This is a genomic window from Paenibacillus sp. A3 (assembly GCF_001399685.1).
Taxonomy (GTDB): Bacteria; Bacillota; Bacilli; order Paenibacillales; family NBRC-103111; genus Paenibacillus_G.
Genome location: NZ_JTHN01000045.1, coordinates 21,299 through 37,047, shown reverse-complemented (window position 1 = coordinate 37,047; position 15,749 = coordinate 21,299). Strand labels below are relative to the sequence as shown.

Annotated in this window: 16 protein-coding genes and 1 pseudogene; 6 read left to right on the top strand and 11 right to left on the bottom strand. The window is 51.4% G+C overall.

Translation table 11 applies throughout. From position 1 onward, the window contains the following. On the top strand, window positions 1-266 hold a 266-nt coding region (locus QJ48_RS35670; protein ID WP_157261544.1), incomplete at its 5' end, for a zinc ribbon domain-containing protein. 699 nt (window positions 267-965) lie between these two features. Here the strand turns inward: QJ48_RS35670 and QJ48_RS06615 are convergent. After that, entirely contained in the window at window positions 966-1,484 is a 519-nt protein-coding gene (locus tag QJ48_RS06615; protein WP_054972850.1) for a DUF3231 family protein, read from the bottom strand. A gap of 399 nt (window positions 1,485-1,883) precedes the next feature. Between QJ48_RS06615 and QJ48_RS06610 the strand changes: the two genes are divergently transcribed. Continuing rightward, window positions 1,884-2,354 carry a hypothetical protein gene (locus QJ48_RS06610; RefSeq protein WP_054972849.1) on the top strand — a complete coding sequence of 157 codons (471 nt, stop codon included), beginning with the start codon at window positions 1,884-1,886 and terminating at the stop codon, window positions 2,352-2,354. Window positions 2,355-2,707: 353 nt separating this feature from the next. Here the strand turns inward: QJ48_RS06610 and QJ48_RS06605 are convergent, their stop codons facing one another. After that, window positions 2,708-2,956 (bottom strand): hypothetical protein, encoded by a 249-nt coding sequence (locus QJ48_RS06605; RefSeq protein ID WP_054972848.1) that lies wholly within the window; start codon window positions 2,954-2,956, stop codon window positions 2,708-2,710. 360 nt (window positions 2,957-3,316) lie between these two features. Here QJ48_RS06605 and QJ48_RS06600 point away from each other — a divergent pair, with 360 nt between their 5' ends. After that, window positions 3,317-3,661 (top strand): hypothetical protein, encoded by a 345-nt coding sequence (locus QJ48_RS06600; protein WP_054972847.1) that lies wholly within the window; start codon window positions 3,317-3,319, stop codon window positions 3,659-3,661. A 30-nt stretch (window positions 3,662-3,691) separates the two neighbouring features. Here the strand turns inward: QJ48_RS06600 and QJ48_RS06595 are convergent, their stop codons facing one another. Next, window positions 3,692-4,201: a hypothetical protein gene (locus QJ48_RS06595; protein WP_054972846.1), complete on the bottom strand. Its 510-nt coding sequence runs from the start codon at window positions 4,199-4,201 to the stop codon at window positions 3,692-3,694. 101 nt (window positions 4,202-4,302) lie between these two features. On the opposite strand from QJ48_RS06595, the gene QJ48_RS35665 reads away from it, so the two are divergent. Continuing rightward, window positions 4,303-4,731, top strand: coding sequence for a DUF5050 domain-containing protein (locus tag QJ48_RS35665; protein WP_082420377.1), 429 nt, complete (start codon window positions 4,303-4,305; stop codon window positions 4,729-4,731). Window positions 4,732-5,065: 334 nt separating this feature from the next. Here the strand turns inward: QJ48_RS35665 and QJ48_RS06585 are convergent, their stop codons facing one another. The 8 genes and pseudogenes from QJ48_RS06585 to QJ48_RS06555 all read right to left on the bottom strand — a co-directional run bounded on the left by QJ48_RS06585 (window position 5,066) and on the right by QJ48_RS06555 (window position 13,436). Then, entirely contained in the window at window positions 5,066-5,932 is an 867-nt protein-coding gene (locus QJ48_RS06585; RefSeq protein WP_054972844.1) for a Ku protein, read from the bottom strand. Between the two features lie 70 nt (window positions 5,933-6,002). Continuing rightward, window positions 6,003-7,457 (bottom strand): MFS transporter, encoded by a 1,455-nt coding sequence (locus tag QJ48_RS06580; protein WP_054972843.1) that lies wholly within the window; start codon window positions 7,455-7,457, stop codon window positions 6,003-6,005. Between the two features lie 205 nt (window positions 7,458-7,662). Beyond that, window positions 7,663-8,685, bottom strand: a complete 1,023-nt coding sequence (locus QJ48_RS06575) for an AraC family transcriptional regulator (RefSeq protein ID WP_054972842.1) — start codon at window positions 8,683-8,685, stop codon at window positions 7,663-7,665. 65 nt (window positions 8,686-8,750) lie between these two features. Further along, window positions 8,751-8,879, bottom strand: a pseudogene (locus tag QJ48_RS35660) (winged helix-turn-helix transcriptional regulator); the annotation flags it as partial. Window positions 8,880-8,958: 79 nt separating this feature from the next. Further along, complete coding sequence (locus QJ48_RS06570; RefSeq protein WP_054972841.1) at window positions 8,959-9,606, bottom strand: SIMPL domain-containing protein; 648 nt, start codon at window positions 9,604-9,606, stop codon at window positions 8,959-8,961. A 301-nt stretch (window positions 9,607-9,907) separates the two neighbouring features. Beyond that, entirely contained in the window at window positions 9,908-10,306 is a 399-nt protein-coding gene (locus tag QJ48_RS06565; protein ID WP_054972840.1) for a cupredoxin domain-containing protein, read from the bottom strand. Between the two features lie 405 nt (window positions 10,307-10,711). Beyond that, entirely contained in the window at window positions 10,712-11,881 is a 1,170-nt protein-coding gene (locus tag QJ48_RS06560; RefSeq protein ID WP_054972852.1) for an MFS transporter, read from the bottom strand. A gap of 694 nt (window positions 11,882-12,575) precedes the next feature. Beyond that, window positions 12,576-13,436, bottom strand: a complete 861-nt coding sequence (locus QJ48_RS06555; RefSeq protein WP_054972839.1) for an effector binding domain-containing protein — start codon at window positions 13,434-13,436, stop codon at window positions 12,576-12,578. 187 nt (window positions 13,437-13,623) lie between these two features. Here QJ48_RS06555 and QJ48_RS06550 point away from each other — a divergent pair, with 187 nt between their 5' ends. Continuing rightward, window positions 13,624-13,974, top strand: coding sequence for a phasin family protein (locus QJ48_RS06550; protein WP_054972838.1), 351 nt, complete (start codon window positions 13,624-13,626; stop codon window positions 13,972-13,974). Then, the gene (locus QJ48_RS06545; protein WP_054972837.1) at window positions 13,971-15,650 is read left to right on the top strand and encodes an AarF/ABC1/UbiB kinase family protein; all 1,680 of its coding nucleotides are present in this window, start codon (window positions 13,971-13,973) and stop codon (window positions 15,648-15,650) included. The genes QJ48_RS06550 and QJ48_RS06545 overlap by 4 nt, the downstream gene beginning before the upstream one ends. Window positions 15,651-15,749: the final 99 nt, after the last annotated feature.

The following is a 15,749-nucleotide window of genomic DNA, read 5'->3' as shown; positions in this document are numbered from 1 at the left end:
AGTCCATTGCCGAAGCAAGCTGGTCAACCCTTCGCACGATGCTGGAATATAAAGCGACGTGGTATGGTCGCACAATCAGCATGGTCGCCAAAAACTATCCAAGCAGTCAGCTTTGTCATGTATGCCAATCGCGCAACCCCGAAGTGAAAAATCTAAACTTGCGAGCGTGGACCTGTTCAGGATGCGGCACGCACCATGACCGTGACCACAATGCCAGCATGAACATCTTGCAAGAAGGACTGCGTTTGTTGGCGAAGTTGGGCTGAACTGCGGGAACCGCAGGGATCGCTTGCTCAAGAAGAGAAGGATGCTTCTCTGTTCGCAAGAATCCCCCACCTCCGCCATTAGCGCAGGTGGTGGGAGTGTTCAACCGTTGCGATTCCGCTGCAACTTTTCCGTGATATCTAGAATATGTCGCGTCAGCTTTTCGGCAATAAACGCTTTGGCTTCCTGACGGTTAATATCGATCTTTTCCCCCGAATCCCGCGCTGTCGCATTTCACCTTCCCCGCAACTACGTACAGCCGTCGGGTGCGATTGCTTGAAGAGGAATTTGTCCGCGCCTAATTTTCGATCATGGACAGCGCGTGCGGCAGCAGGATGGAATTGCGAAGCAGTTCTTCATTTGTTGTAATATGCGTTCTCATCATACGTCCGACTGACAAAAATATCAACGCACATTTCCCCGATGCTGCTGCAAACAGCCCGCTCCCGTTCTCGGCTACTGACTACGTTTTCGAATCGAAAATAGACGGTCACCGCCTCATTCTTTCGAGGACCGACTGCGGCCAACCCCGCCTATACAGACGTTGATTGCACACGTCTGTACCCGGAAATTGAATGCCTTAGCGCGCGACGACGTTATTCTCGACGGTGAGGTCTCGCCAAGGACAACACAGGCACGATAGACTTCGAATCCGTTATGCAACGTTTTTCGCTTCCATAATGCAGGAAATTAAGAAATCATCATACTTCAGCTAATTCTGGTCTTTTCACCTGTAATGGGGGAGGGATTAACCAACCTTTTTCTTTGCTCATTCTCAATATTTTTAAACCGAGAGCAGCCTTTGTGGCATGGTACTTTGCGAACAAAGTTCCTATGTCTTCTCTAATTGACGTACCCATTATTTGACTGCAAGCAACCAAGCCCATTGAAGTATCTGCTGCAATCATTGGTGCAATTTCTTGATCAGTAAATCTTGCACCGACAGGGATATCTTCGAGTTTTGCTTCTGGTTTCAAAGGCATAACTGGAGAAGGAGCAATGCCATTATGAGTTAGTATTGAATCGCATTCACTTACTTCTAGTTCAGCTTGATTAATTAGATCACCAAGTACTTTTTTTAAGTCACCATCACCAGCATGATATTGATAAACTCGATATGCGGATATACAGCCCTTAGCTTTCATTGAGAATTGCCACAAATTAAAAATTTCGCCGTAATGTAAAGGTTCATCATTGGGATTACCACTTAAGATTCCCATTTTGCACGCTCCTTTTTAGTCAATTGCACTCAATGGTAATATGTCCAATTTTTATTTTTTACTTATTTTAAAATTTTTCCAATGATAATGGCGCGGACTGGCGCGCCGCTCAAAATCATATCTTGGACATACGTAGAGGTCTACAGGAAGGCGGAATTCGGCTGGCTGGGGTGCCGGAGAGCGGCGGCAAGCTGCGACCGGTAGGCGTGATTGAACTCGGGGTGACGCCGCGGCTAAAAGCGAGGGTGAAAATACGGATTTGGATCCTTTACACCTCCGTCCAAATTCTTAAGCTGTCTATAAAATGATAATTTCGCAAAAATACTAATTTACAGTATAGGTAATTAATGTTAATATAATATTACAACAATTTATTCCAATTAAAGGAGATGATTTACATTGAAGAAATTTGTTGTTAATGGTTTGCTGGCTCTTTCGCTTACGGCCGGGATCGTTGCTTATCCACTTGATGTTTCTACTGTTAATGCACAGACTACAGGTAATGGTCAGCGAGTAGCAGGGCTAAACCAAGTGCAGCCTGCGGCATCTGATACAATCTACTTCTATGATGATTATGTACAAAGAGGAAAGTGGATTAGGAGGACGGATGCGAAAATTACAATTACTACTCCTAAACAATATAGATTACAAGTTATCCAAAACTCTCTTGATGGCACTACTATTAGTAATGTAGCGTACGATTTAATCAATGAAAACGACTTTCGTGGGAGCAGAGGACCCTTCGATTTTTCAGGCAACGGCAAATTTAGAGAAAAATATATAACGCTAATCCCTGGAACGTATCACATCGAATACTTTAGCCAGCATAATAGTCCTATTAAGATTGATGTAACGCTCTACCCGGAATGAATGATTTCATGTATAGTGCACGGTAGTAAACTTGTTGTCCAGAATTAATCAGGGATTCGGGGTGTCTAGTATTAGACGCCCCGATCTCTTTTGATCACCTATAATTCATGTCTCTCTTCCTCCGCTCTCCGCCTTCAAAACGCCTTCCACAAAGATATTCGGTTCACCTATACTGATCTTTTCATGAAGCAGATTACCTGCGAATTGCATTTCCATCTACAGAACATCTTCTGGCGATTCTGTGCCGTAGTCCTGCGGATCAAGCTCTACCTCTTTGGTGATCGTCACCGTGATTACTGCTTTCATTTTCGGTCTCCCTTGCTCTCCGGAGAATCATCAACCTGCAGCAGGTTCTAGCGCGGGCAGTAATAATCTACCTTCGAAGATTTTCCGCCCCGGGGAACAGCAATGATGTGCCGCGGGGTAACATTAAGTTTATTGAGCCCCAACACAAACCACTTTCCAATAAGGTCATTCCACTTAGTATGTCCGTCTTGAAACTCCCTTGGAATATCGCTCATCGGCGGCAACAGTTTCTTCATATCCCCGCCAAAGGCCAATTGCACATCACTCACATCGACTGGTTTGATCCAATTTTTCATTTAAATATACCTCCCAATATTTTTTAAATCAGTTCAATACGAATTACATTCCGGATGTCTCGTACATGATCATCTAGATCCCCGAAACTCCGAATACTCAACTCGACATCTGCAAACTCTTCAGGACGATTGATGTTCAATGGTTCTCCTTAGACAGCGCCAATTTAATTAAACCCATTATTTGACGACATCCGGCGGAGCGGTGCCTGCTCACAGCGTCGGCAAGCCGGAAACGTACCGTCCCGGCTGGTTAAGAAAAAAGCAAGATGGTTAAGCCCATTTTTTTAGATGGATAAGTGCCCAATTCCTCCTCTCTGTCATATGGTGGAGTATGTTCTAATCAGAGAGGAGAAATCAAAAATGTCTCAAGAGACGATAATCGAAACCGAAACCGCCGCAGAGGAGTTCGAACACATCCGTCCGTATCGGCAGCCTTGGTGGCACCCACACGGTCACGGTCTTTCAGGTCAGCCTTCTTCGCCTCAGCCTTATTGGCCGCATTACGGACAGCATTATCACCAATATCTCGATGTAACGCATCCTCAAAGCTTCAATCCTCACAGCTTCAATCTACACGGCTTCAATCCGTTTGGATTCCATCGGCACCACTATCCGCACGACCATCATCATATGCATGGGCATCATTTTTACCATCATGCCCGCTGGGTACAGGATCCTTGGACCGGCGAATGGTACCTCGACTGAAGAAAGGCTGCGCGACACAATGGGCTGTCGTTAATCCCCTTCTTCTTCAAACAGGTGTTCATCTTGATGTATCCATCGGACACCGTGTGCAGTACCGGACGCTCTCCAGACGCGATTGATTTTCTCGGCCTGCTCTTTTGTAATAATCTCACTGTTGTAATTGATGTATTGCCCCGGTCGTAACTCCGACAACCCATTTTTTTCCATTGATAAAACCCTCCCATGCATTTTTGTTAAAATAATTCCAGTTTCCAAGTCTTGTAGCCGTACATAATTCGGTGCTGCTTCATAACGAACTCTAAATTCGTAAGCCCTTAGAACCTTATCTCCATAGATCGTATAGGTGAGGTCAACGCCATCAGCGGCGGCTCGCAAGCTGCCGTCACCGCTCCTTTTCCCGTGAAGGTTAACGGCAAAACGATCGTTAATGCGGACGAACCTTATCCTGTTTTGCTGTACCGCAACATCGTTTATTTCCCGATGACTTGGAGATTCGCTCACGAGGAGTTCAACTGTAAAACCTCTTGGGACGGCGTACATGGCTTTGCCATCCAATCGTGCGCAGGACCTAGTGATGAGGGGCGCATTCAAGCGGAGGCGTTAAACCTGGCGAACGGCGGTCAGCTTGCCGTGAAGGACGGCTGGATGTACATGAATCCGTACCTCTACTCGGAGGCAGCGCACCAGTTGGTCAATCCAAGCCGGACGGCTCGAGTCAGACCAAGCTTTCGGACGATAAAGCCACCTCCATTAATGTGGTTGGGGATTGGCTGTACTACATCGTATCCGAGCCATCGAAGCGAAACGCCATCTACAAAATCAAAACCGACGGCACGGAGCGGACGCTTGTGTCGCAGACGAATGCCAGCTGCCTGTGGGTCCGGGACGGATGGATGTATTATCTTCGCCTTGCCGAACGCGGCGGTAACGATAACGCCCCCTACTACGCTCCGGACGGCCTCGAGCGGATGAGAACGGACGGTTCGGAGCAAGCAGACGCTGCTTTCCAGCATGGACAACATCAAGTATTTTTTTCTGCAAGGCGAACGTCTCTATTGTCTGACCAGTGAAGGGAAAAAGAAGCTTTACGTCATGGACATCGAGGATCGGGACGAACGGAGCTGCGGGATAATGTGACGGAGATCAGTATCATTGACGATGGTCTATTATGTGAAAGACGACCTTCTGTCCATGCCAAACAAACAAGCCCTCGAACCAACCTTGCGGTTCGAAGGCTTGTTTTCTTCGCACGACCGGACATGCGAGCAAAGCACGGGAAAGCGTTTTTCTGGAGATTTCGATGAAAAATTTTGGTCCGGGCTGTTAGACGGTTTCCGGCAGAAAGAGGCGCTCTCGCACAGGAACGATTTCTGATGAATCGGATTTGGCAAAAGGAAACAACTACTATCTCCGCCTTCTCGGTCTTGTGTTTGAAATGCTTGTGCGAGCTCCATCCAGGGCCATCGACGTTACGGGGAAAGCAATGGCAGAACTGTCCGGCGCGATTACGGCTGGTTGGCGGAGAGCCGCCAAGCTTCGTGTAAGTGCTTCCATCAGGTCAACGACAGGTGAAATTTGAGGCTGCTCAATCTCCCTGTTTTGTATCTTAGCCTGAATAAGCTGTTGGAGTGCAGCCTCGTAATTGCTGCGATAATCGTTTCGGAAAGCCCCGCTGATATGGTTAATCAATTGCACGGCCATTTGGAGTTCGGATTCGGAAAACTGCGTCCCGCCTTCAAGTCCCGGTACCTCCCGTACCGATCGTATTTCCGCGGGGTAATAAATGAAATGAAGCGCAAGACAGTTATGATGCAGTCGAAGAACTGTCAGATGCTCACTTGTACGAAAGGCAATTTTGGCCACAGCGACCATTCCTGTTTGATTCATAGCGGTATAAAGAAGTCTATAGGATCTGCTGCCGAATTCACTCGGCCCCAAATAATAGGCATTCTCATAGTAAATTGGATCGATGCTGTCCTGGTCCGTAAAGTGAAGAATTTCGATCGTTCTCAGCGTAGGAAGAGGCAGCTTGTCCATGTCTTCATCAGCAATCGTGATGAAATGCCCCGGAGCATATTCATAGCCTCGCATAATTTCTTTCTGCTGAATTTCTCGATTGCAAGAGGGGCACCATTTTTTATACTGTATGGGCTGATGACAAGATGCATGCAAGCTGCGGAAACTTGTTTTATGCTCTTCCGTTGCTTTATACATACTAATCGGAATGTTCACCAATCCAAAGCTGATCGTGCCTTTCCACATTGCCCGCATACTGTGCCCCCTGTTCCATTTTCCCTTATATTCCCCTGAATAAGGAAATATTAATCAACAAAGCATCCTCTCACCCCCTCCGCTTGGGCAGAAGGCACAGGCAAATAAACGCGGCAAAAGCAAGGCATCCCGTAACGGTTAGAGAGACGTAAAATGCCCGTACATAATCCGGCAGGTCCGCTGCCGTCAGCGGCTTACCCAGCACGGCCGAGAACAAAATGCCGATCAGCGCAACCCCCAGCGAATTGGCCAAATACGTGAAGGTCGTGAACAAGCCCGAGCCAGTGCCCGCATTTTTCGCAGGCACAACGCTGAGCGCTACATTGACAAGCGGTGTGCCGGCCAATCCCAGACCGAGACCGTACACCAGCAGAATCGTCATATTCCGCATGGTCAGCAGCTCCGCCGCATCGGCATACAGCGATCCAATGAGCGCAAAGCTGGAGACTGCCATGACCAACGCGCCTATTTTCAGCACGACGTCTCCCCATCTCCTGACGATTCCGGAAGATACCAGGGAGCTCAGGAAAGAACCGACGCTGATCGGCAGAAAAACCAGACTCGTGGATTGGACGCTATAATGCAGGCCGTATTGCAGGAAGTAGCTCAAGATAAAGAAGAAAGAGAACATGCCGCTGTAGAACACCGTTACCGTGATCATGCCGACTCTGAACGAAGGCAATTTGAATATGGACAGATCAACAAGCGGAACGGCGCCCTGCTTGCTTTTCCGGAGTTCGACGGCGACGAAGGCCAACAGAACGGGGATAGCCAAGACCAGACAGCTCCACGTCCAGAGCGGCCAGCCTCGCTTCTGCGCCTCCGACAGCGGATAAATCAGCAGAAACAACCCGGCGATCAGCAGCGCGGCGCCGCTCCAATCCATGCGTTGCCCCCGCACCCCTCGCGATTCGGGAATGACCGGCAAAAACAGCAGGACAAGCACACCGATCGGCACGTTGAAAAAGAAAACATTCCGCCAACCGAGCGCGAACCAATTCCAATCGATCAGCAGCCCGCCCAAAATCAGGCCGAGGGTGAAGCCGACGCCGATCAATGCGCCGTAAATTCCAAAAGCGAGCGCCTTCTCCTGCGGCGGGAAGCTCACTTGCATCGTCGACAATACCTGCGGCTGAATAATCGCTGTGGACAGCCCCTGCACGACCCGAATGGCGATCAGGACCGACGGATCGGAAGCCACCCCGCCGAGCGCAGCCATAAGCGTAAAGCCGGCCACGCCGATGACTAGCATCCGTTTTCTGCCGTACATATCGCCGAGTTTGCCGCCTATAATCAAAGCCAGCGCCATGCCAAGCGAATAACCGGCGACAATAAACTGGGCTTCGGAGAAACCCGCATGCAGGCTATTTTGCAGGGACGGCAGCGCGACCTGAATCATGAACGTATTCAATTGGATCAGCAAAATGGGCAGCAAAACCACCGCAAGCGCATACCAACGGCGGCGGTCCGTCTGCTGCTTCGGGGAACGATCGGATGTGAATGTTTCGGAGATCGGATTGGACATGGAATTTCCTCCTACAGTAAAATCTAGGCTTTTCGCGTTGGAACAGGCGGCCGTCAGCCCGTCGGTTCAGCGTTTGATAATGATTATCATTCGAAAAGCCATTGCCGCGCTACCTGTGGAGGAAGTTTTTATCCCTGCACAAGGAGGAAAATAAACAAAAAAAACCCTCAAACCTTTGGAAATCCAATGGTTTGGAGGGCCCGCTTCAACGGTTATTGTTCTCCTGGTCCATGCTATGCCGCAAGTCCAAATGGAGAAGCTGCTTTACATATTCGCCGGGATTACAGCCGTAGTGCTTCCGAAACGCCGTCGTAAAATTGCTGACATTGCTGTAACCGACAGCAACGGCAGCTTCGCCCACATTCATCCGTTCGATTTCCATGAAGCGGAGCGCCTTCTCCATCCGCTCATGCCTTACAAGCTCGAAGATCGTCATGCCGAACAGCTCGCGAAAGCCCTTTTTCAGCTTAAACTCGTTGATGCCGGCGAGTCTGGCCAGTTCCCGGATGGACAGGGGATGCTCAGCCCGGCTGATCACCCACCGCCTGACCTCCTTCAGCTTCTCGATATCGTCGCGGCGCAGCACGAGCTTGCGATCGGCAGGAGCACGTCCGCCCGCCTCGGCAAACAAAGCAAGAAGCTCCATCGCTTTGCCTTCCATATACAATCGCTTCATCGAGCCTTTGTAGGTGCAGTGGATGAGATCGGATACGCATTTTCGGATGGCCGGGGAATCGGCGTAAGGATCAATACTTCCCTTATGCCGCTGTATCCACGCTTCCATCCCCTGTTTCTCGGACGCATCGTCGGCATAACGAAGCAGCTCCTCGGGGGCAAAACGCACCTCCAGCAATTGCTGCCGGAGACCCGCTTTCATTTCCTCGTAGACTTGAATATTTTCCAGGAACAGAACGTTGCCCGTCCGGCTCCCCGTCAGGTTTTCTTTGCCGTTCCATTCGCAGTAAATTTCACCGCTTAAGCAGTAGCTCAGCTCGAACAGCCGGCATGCTTCCATAATGTGAAGCTTCATATTGCGCTCGTACGTCATATCCGATACAACGATCTCCATTCCCGGACGAATCTGCATCCGGGTGATCTTCCCCTTTCCGATGTGAGGCGGCGGGGAAAGCTGCTGTTCCCAACTTCGCGTACGAACCGTTCCATGAACCAATTCGGCGATCCGGTCAAAATAATCGTGTATGTTGGCTACCACAACATTCGGCGTCAAAAAACGCACCTTCTTCCAGTTATCCAATGAGAATGATTATCATCCATTGTACTTGGTCGGTGCGTTCATTTCAACGGCAATTGATTGTGCACTCCCCATTTGCACATCTCCTCCAGAATGGGCATCAACGTTTTTCCTCTTGGAGTTAGCGAATATTCCACCTTCGGAGGCGTTTGCCGGTACTCTTCCCTGTTACAACTGGAAGCCGCTGGCAAGCATGGCCGGAGACTACGCGGGACTGACGCCTACTTTTTCATTCGATCCAGGGAATCGTCAAGAATAAGAATAAAAAGCTTTGACAGAAGCGGAAATGTTCAGCTCTCCCGGCTGGATGGGAGTAGCGCCTGCAGCGGCAAAAGACACCATCTGATACGGGCGCGGTTCGATGGCCTGTGACGTTTCTTGAATCCGAACCGGGGTAGGATGTAGCGCTACGCCCATCGCTTTCGCAAGGGTCGCCGCCTTCTGGCGGCTGCTGTGGACTGCCATCGTCAACGCCTGATGGTAATAAGCCTCCGGATGAGCCGAAGTAAACTGGATGCCGGATACGGTGTTCGCTCCATGACGAACCGCCGTGTCCACGATAACTCCCGTCTGCTCGATCTTGTCCGTCGTGACTCGCAGAAGATGGGTGACTTTGTAGCCGCGGAACGTTTGCACCCCGTCCTTGTAATTGTATTGGATCTCGATGCCATACTGGACCGTCTGCACCTTTTCCTTCGGAATTCCCAGTTGGTACAGCGACTGGAGGATGCTTGACACCGCTCCGGCATTTTCGGTCTGAGCTTCGCTCAGATTCGCCTTTTCCGTCACTACCCCGAGCGTAATCAGCGCCCGGTCCGGAGCCGCGGCAACCGTTCCTTCGCCGGATACCTCGATGATGTTCCTGAAGCTTTCGGTTGATGCCGTCGTCGTATTCATTTCGGATCACCTTCCTTAAAAGGATCTACTATCCAATGTATTTCCATCCAACCCTCGTATGAACCGTGCGAAACTGAAATAACCGAACCAAAGCACCGGCAGCCTCCTCTCGTGGGAGACAGTGAAAAAACAGTTCATGAGAGCGTGAATTCGGCAATTCCGCAACCTTGAGCGCTTCCAAACACAAAAAATCGGCGGCCCTCCCTCGACAAAATATCGGGAGACGACCACCGCTTCGCCCGGCGGTTCAACCATTGCCGCCTGGACGGGACAACGTTCCCGCTTCCCGCGTCGTTCTTATTTATTTCACCGTAATGACTCCGTCAAACATATACATTCCGCAATGATAGCGATACGTGCCAGGCTTCAATTCGGGTAAGGCGACGATATTGTTTCCAGTTGCCAGTGGAGCGTCGATAATTCCCAGATCTTTGGAAATCATGCTTTTGATACAAGTAAATCGCGTCGATTTCTTGAAGTTGATTTTGGCCGGCACGCCCGCCTGAAGCTCGATTTGTTTGGGCTCAAAGCCGTCTTCCTTTACCTGCACGGTCGCGACCTGGTATCCCGCCGCTTTTTCAGCGATCAAAGGATCGACCGAACTCGAATCGTCTTGAATGAAAGCAACGAGAACGGCCCCGATGCACAATATACCGAAGGCTGCCGCCAAGAACACGAGCTTATTTTTGCTGATTTTCATTCCATTTCCACCCTCTCGGTTGGTTTCTTATCTGCCGTTGTGGAACACATCAAGTATAACGGAACAAGCATTGTGCGGGCATGGAACATTATGTCAACTTTCGAGCCAGCCAGTACATAGAGCCGAAGGTTATTTTGCGGAAATGCGGGACTGCGGCGCGTCGATTTTTCCCTGGAAGCGCAATCGATTGACCCAGTAGGGACTCCCCCTTCATCCTTTCCACGTCTGCCACGCCATGCTCCTTGATTAACTATAACCAAGATTCATCGTCCTAAAATGGCTCGCAAGAGCTATCTTTATGTCCAAATGAAGGCAAATTGCTTCAGATCGCGCATGCATGCAAAAAAAAGAGCCGCATTGTGCGGCCCTCCTTTGCTTGCCTGCTTGACTCAGGGAGCATAACGCCTATTCCGCTAACGGAGCCTTCGGCCGGAACCATAGTCCGAGCAGCGCGAATAAGACGTACGCGCCGCCAAGCCAATAAAACATGCTGTGGACGGAGAAGTACTGCATGCTGAAGCCGCCGATGTTCGGCCCGGTGATGCTTCCGATGCTGAACAGCACGGAGGCGATGACGTTCGTGCGGGGCAGCACGGCTTTTGGCACCACATCCGCCGCATAAGCTAGCCCCAACGTAAAGAACGAGCCGACGAGCCCGCCGGCCAGGCCAAACAGAATCAGCACCAGCAGCAGATTCCCCTGCGCGGCGAACGGGACGGCTGCAAAGGCGGCTCCGCCGATCAAGCCTGCCGTCATGAGGATCGGCTTGCGGCCCCACCGGTCGCTCCATATGCCAAGCGGCAGCTGAAGGATCAGAGAGCCGACCCCGATGACCGGCAGCAGCAGCGAAATCCAAGCGTCGGAGATGCCGATGCGCAAGCCGTAAGCGGGAAAATTGCTGTTCATGGACGATTCCATGTATCCGTACAGGAACGAAGTAAGCAATGCGTACCAGGCCAGCCGGAACACGGCGGGATAGGTGGCCGCCGCTTGCGACCCCTGCTCCCTCCTCGCTGTTTCCGGACGCGCATTGGGCAGCCGGCTCACGAACAGCAGCGATACGATCGTGCACAGCATCGTCGCCAGAAAAGGCGCCCACATGCCGTAGGGCAGCAGGTTGATGCCAAGCGGTCCCAGGCTGAATCCCGCCCCGTAAGCCATCCCGTAGAGCGAGATGTACCGGCCGCGTTTATCCGCAGGGGAGCGGGATACGATCCACAGCTGGGTCGCATAATGCAGACCGCTGTCTCCCACGCCTACCATAAACCGCAGCACAAGCCATACCCAGAAATTAGGGAATGATGGAAATAAGATCAGCGTGACAAGCACGATCAGGATGCCGCCGACGATCACCGGCTTGTAGCCGAAACGGCGCACGGGCTTCTCAATCCAAAACATCGTAGCAAAAGTTCCGATGTACAAAGCGGCCGCGTTCAAGCCGTTTACCCCGGTTGAGACCCCCGTCTTGTCAAGCAGCAGAGTAAGCAGCGGCAGCAGAAGCCCTTGGTTCATCCCAGCGATAATGACTACGGTAATCAGCGTAAGATAATGCCGGAGCTGGAACGGGGCTACCATGCCGCGTTCATGGGATAACGTCAACGGTAACTCTCCTTCACGACTTCAATTCGGGATGCCTTGACTATTGTAGCTGATCTTTGGTCAAAAATCGACCGTTAACGTTAAGCCATCGAGCTGCCGGCAATAAAAAAAGAAGCTGCCGGGATTGCAGCTTCTTGAGTCTATTCTATTAAGATCCCTTCAACAGACTATTTATTGTGCCGTACCCTATTGTCTTGCGACAGGTACGGACCGGGTTTGAACTGTGACTCTTTTTTAGCTCGACTATCGCCTAATTATTCATAGACAATCATCCATAAAATATCCAGTCACATAAGTATAAGCAATAATAAGATTAAAATAAAGGAGTGATTGTCTTGAATTATCGTCAATTTCAGTCTGGCGGTTGGCCAATATCTAGCTACCGCTATCCCTACTATTACAATCCCTATTACGGGTACACCCCTTATTCAATGCCAATGAGCAGCACTTGCCAACCCCCTTTTGAAATAGATGGGGAGTGCGAAGATGATTGCCTTAGGTCTGGAGGGAGACCAGAATTCTGTCGAAGAGCTTGTTGTCGACTACCCCAATAATACTCGCTCAAGGTTCAGTTATAGTTTTGCCCTCAAAACAACCTCAATCAATACAATAGAAACCCGGCAGACGTGGGTTTCTCTACCATCTGAAAAAGTCGAAGCAGCTTCCTATCCTAACACTCAATAGGAATATAAATGACCATGCTTATGGCATCCGGAGACGACTTGAGCACATCGGTCACCTCAAAATCCGGCCCCTCCCGCCGTTCGTAATTCGAATTCGGCAGCCATGTGCCGTAGATGTATTTTCTCGTATTTTGCGCCGATCCGTCGACCCGAAATGCCGCATATTTTCCCTTCGGAATCTCGTAACAGATGAACCCCGGCTCCAAATCTTCCGTCAACTCGTGCACTTCTTCTCCGATCACGAACGAAAATCGGCCGTCATCCTGAAAATTGCAGGCAATCCCGTAGGCCATCTCCGGGGCCGCTCTGCCCGGGATCTTCAGAAATAATCCGTTGCTCCCGAACTCGCCGTAAAAGCGCGGAATTTCTTCGAAATATTGCTCCTCTTGCAGTGTTGTCCGGTACTCGTAGCCGATGATCCGGATCGCGTCCAGATCGAGGATCTCAGGTCGATTCATGTTCAATTCCCCTTCCTCATGTTGTTGATAATCGAGAAAATTTACCTTGTCCTGCAAACGAAGCGGGACGGGCTCCTTCCGGTATTTCGCCGGAGTGATGCCGAATTGACTCTCGAACGCCCTTGTGAACGCTTCTTGAGAGCCGTATTGAAACGCAACCGCGATGTCAAGAACGCTTCTGCCCGTTTCCTTCAATAAAACCGCTGCTTCGGACAGTCTCCGTCTCCGAATGTATTGGTGCACGGAAAATCCCGAGATAGCTTGAAACAGCCGTTGAAAATGAAAAGCCGAAAAACAAGCCGCCGACGCTATGGCCGTAATATCCAGCTCCTCCTGAAGGCGGTCTTCGATAAACTGTATTGCCCCTTGAATCCTTTTGAAATAATCCATTCGCTCACCAAGCCTCCAGCCATCGTGTCATGGAATTTATTGTACAACAAAATGCACCGCTTTTTTTGATAATCCGTGCTCATCGGCGCATTTTATTCGGACGGGGACCGTGCCGGGCTTCCGTTTTGGTGTTTGCGGCCCGCTATGGTAAAATCACCCTATACGGATACGAACAGGAGGGACAGAGATGATTAGAGATTTGTTGGGAAAAGCGGTTTCGATGGGGTTGGGCTTTGCCGTGGTCAGCAAAGAGCAGGCGGAGAAATTCGTCGACGAATTGGTCAAAAAAGGAGAGCTGAACAAGGCTGAGTCGCAGCAGTACGTGGACGACCTGGTGCGCAAAGGACAGGAAGCCCAATCCACGCTGGAGGAGAAGGTGCGCGGCTACATGCGTCAGGCGCTTCATGAGATGAACTTGACGACCAAGGACGATTACGTCCGGCTGACCCAGCGCATCGGGGAGCTCGAGCGCCGCGTGGCCGAGCTTGAAGGCAAGCAGCCCGAAGCCGGCCAAACCTTACCTCCCGCAAGCTCATGAGTCTCGGACGGAAAATCCGGCACCTGCAGAGGTACCGCGACATTGCCAAAGCTTTCGCCCGCAACGGGCTCGGCTTCCTCGTCAAAGAGCTTGGACTGCCCGATCTGCTTGCGGGGACGCGCATCGGCTTGAATGAACGGCGGGAGGCCCGGTCGCGCACGATCGGCGAGCGCATCCGGACGTTTCTGGAGGAGCTTGGCCCGACCTTCGTCAAAATCGGCCAAATCGCCAGCACTCGTCCCGACCTGCTGCCCGCTCATATTATCGACGAGCTCGTCAAGCTGCAGGACCGGGTGCCGCCCTTCCCTTTCGAGCAAGTGCGCGAAGTTCTGGAAAGCGAGTTCGGCGAGCCCTTCGAGAAGCTGTTCGCGGAATTTCAAGAGACGCCGATCGCCGCAGCTTCCATCGGGCAAGTCCATCTCGCCCGCCTGCATACGGGCGAGCCGGTCGCCGTCAAAATTCAGCGCCCGAACATTCGTTCCATCGTTGAAACGGATCTTGAAATTTTGGACGATTTGGCCCGCCTGGCCGAGCACCGGCTCGACTGGGCGGCCAAATATCAGGTGCGCGACATGGTGTACGAGCTGTCCCAGTCGCTGCGCGCCGAGCTGGATTATACGAACGAAGGCCGCAGCGCGCAGCGGATGGCGAAGCCGTTCGAGCGCGATTCGGATGTATGTATACCGGCGATTTATTGGGATTATTCGAGCCGCAACGTGCTGACCATGGAGTATCTGGAAGGGGTAAAGCCTACCGAAACGGAGCGTCTGCAGGAGCTGGGGTACGAACCGAAAAAGCTGGCCGAAACGATTGCCCGGATCGTCTTTCAGCAAATTTTTGTGGAAGGCTTCTTTCATGCCGATCCGCACCCGGGCAACATTATCGTCCTCCCGGGCGGAGCGATCGGACTCATCGATTTCGGCATGGTCGGGCGTCTTACTCCGATGATGAAATATCATTTCGGCTCGCTTGTCATTGCTCTCCGGCGCAACAGCACCGACGGTGTCATCAAGGCGATTGAAGGCATCGGCATCATTCCCGACGATGTCGACATGGACTCCCTGCGTGCGGATGTGGACGAGCTGCGGGAGAAATACTACGACGTGCCGCTCAGCCGCGTCAAGCTCGGCGAATCGGTCAACGACCTGCTCGCCGTCGCTTACGAACACCGCGTGCGCATTCCTGCCGACCTGACGCTGCTCGGCAAAGCGCTTCTGACGCTCGAAGGCGTCGTCACTTCGCTGGACCCGACGTTCAGCGTCATCAGCATCGCCGAGCCGTTCGGACGAAAGCTGTTCGCCGAAAGGTTCAGTCCCCGCAATGTCGCCGACAGCGTGTGGCATCAGGTAAGCGAGGCCGCCTCCCTGCTGACGGAGACGCCGATGAAGCTGCGCGAGCTGCTCGGGATGGTGAAGAAAGGCAAGCTGCGCTTTGAAATATCGATCGCCGAGCTCGATGCCTTGATGCGAAAAATGGACCGTATCAGCAACCAGCTATCGTTCAGTATCGTCCTGCTCGCATTCAGTATTATTATGGTCGGTCTTATTATCGGCTCGTCGCTTGGCAGACAATCGACCTTGCTGTGGAATTTTCCCGTCATTGAAATCGGCTTCTGCGTCGCCGCGCTGATGTTTCTATGGCTGCTGCTGTCGATTTTCAGGTCGGGACGGTTTTGAAAATCGGATCGGTACCCGATGATACTTTGTCTTAGACGCCTCCTTGGGGTTGTTCGAGCTGCTCGGACGATGTCCAAAAGAGGCGTTCTTTACAGCTTA

What these genes read in the sequence shown, in the direction of transcription:
- QJ48_RS06580 (WP_054972843.1), bottom strand. Translation starts at nt 7,457, where the DNA reads ATGTCCAATCCGATCTCCGAAACATTCACATCCGATCGTTCCCCGAAG.
- QJ48_RS06615 (WP_054972850.1), bottom strand. Translation starts at nt 1,484, where the DNA reads ATGGGAATCTTAAGTGGTAATCCCAATGATGAACCTTTACATTACGGC.
- QJ48_RS06600 (WP_054972847.1), top strand. Translation starts at nt 3,317, where the DNA reads ATGTCTCAAGAGACGATAATCGAAACCGAAACCGCCGCAGAGGAGTTC.
- QJ48_RS06595 (WP_054972846.1), bottom strand. Translation starts at nt 4,201, where the DNA reads ATGTACGCCGTCCCAAGAGGTTTTACAGTTGAACTCCTCGTGAGCGAA.
- QJ48_RS06555 (WP_054972839.1), bottom strand. Translation starts at nt 13,436, where the DNA reads ATGGATTATTTCAAAAGGATTCAAGGGGCAATACAGTTTATCGAAGAC.
- QJ48_RS06565 (WP_054972840.1), bottom strand. Translation starts at nt 10,306, where the DNA reads ATGAAAATCAGCAAAAATAAGCTCGTGTTCTTGGCGGCAGCCTTCGGT.
- QJ48_RS06560 (WP_054972852.1), bottom strand. Translation starts at nt 11,881, where the DNA reads ATGGTAGCCCCGTTCCAGCTCCGGCATTATCTTACGCTGATTACCGTA.
- QJ48_RS06570 (WP_054972841.1), bottom strand. Translation starts at nt 9,606, where the DNA reads ATGAATACGACGACGGCATCAACCGAAAGCTTCAGGAACATCATCGAG.
- QJ48_RS06550 (WP_054972838.1), top strand. Translation starts at nt 13,624, where the DNA reads ATGATTAGAGATTTGTTGGGAAAAGCGGTTTCGATGGGGTTGGGCTTT.
- QJ48_RS06545 (WP_054972837.1), top strand. Translation starts at nt 13,971, where the DNA reads ATGAGTCTCGGACGGAAAATCCGGCACCTGCAGAGGTACCGCGACATT.
- QJ48_RS06605 (WP_054972848.1), bottom strand. Translation starts at nt 2,956, where the DNA reads ATGAAAAATTGGATCAAACCAGTCGATGTGAGTGATGTGCAATTGGCC.
- QJ48_RS06585 (WP_054972844.1), bottom strand. Translation starts at nt 5,932, where the DNA reads ATGCGGGCAATGTGGAAAGGCACGATCAGCTTTGGATTGGTGAACATT.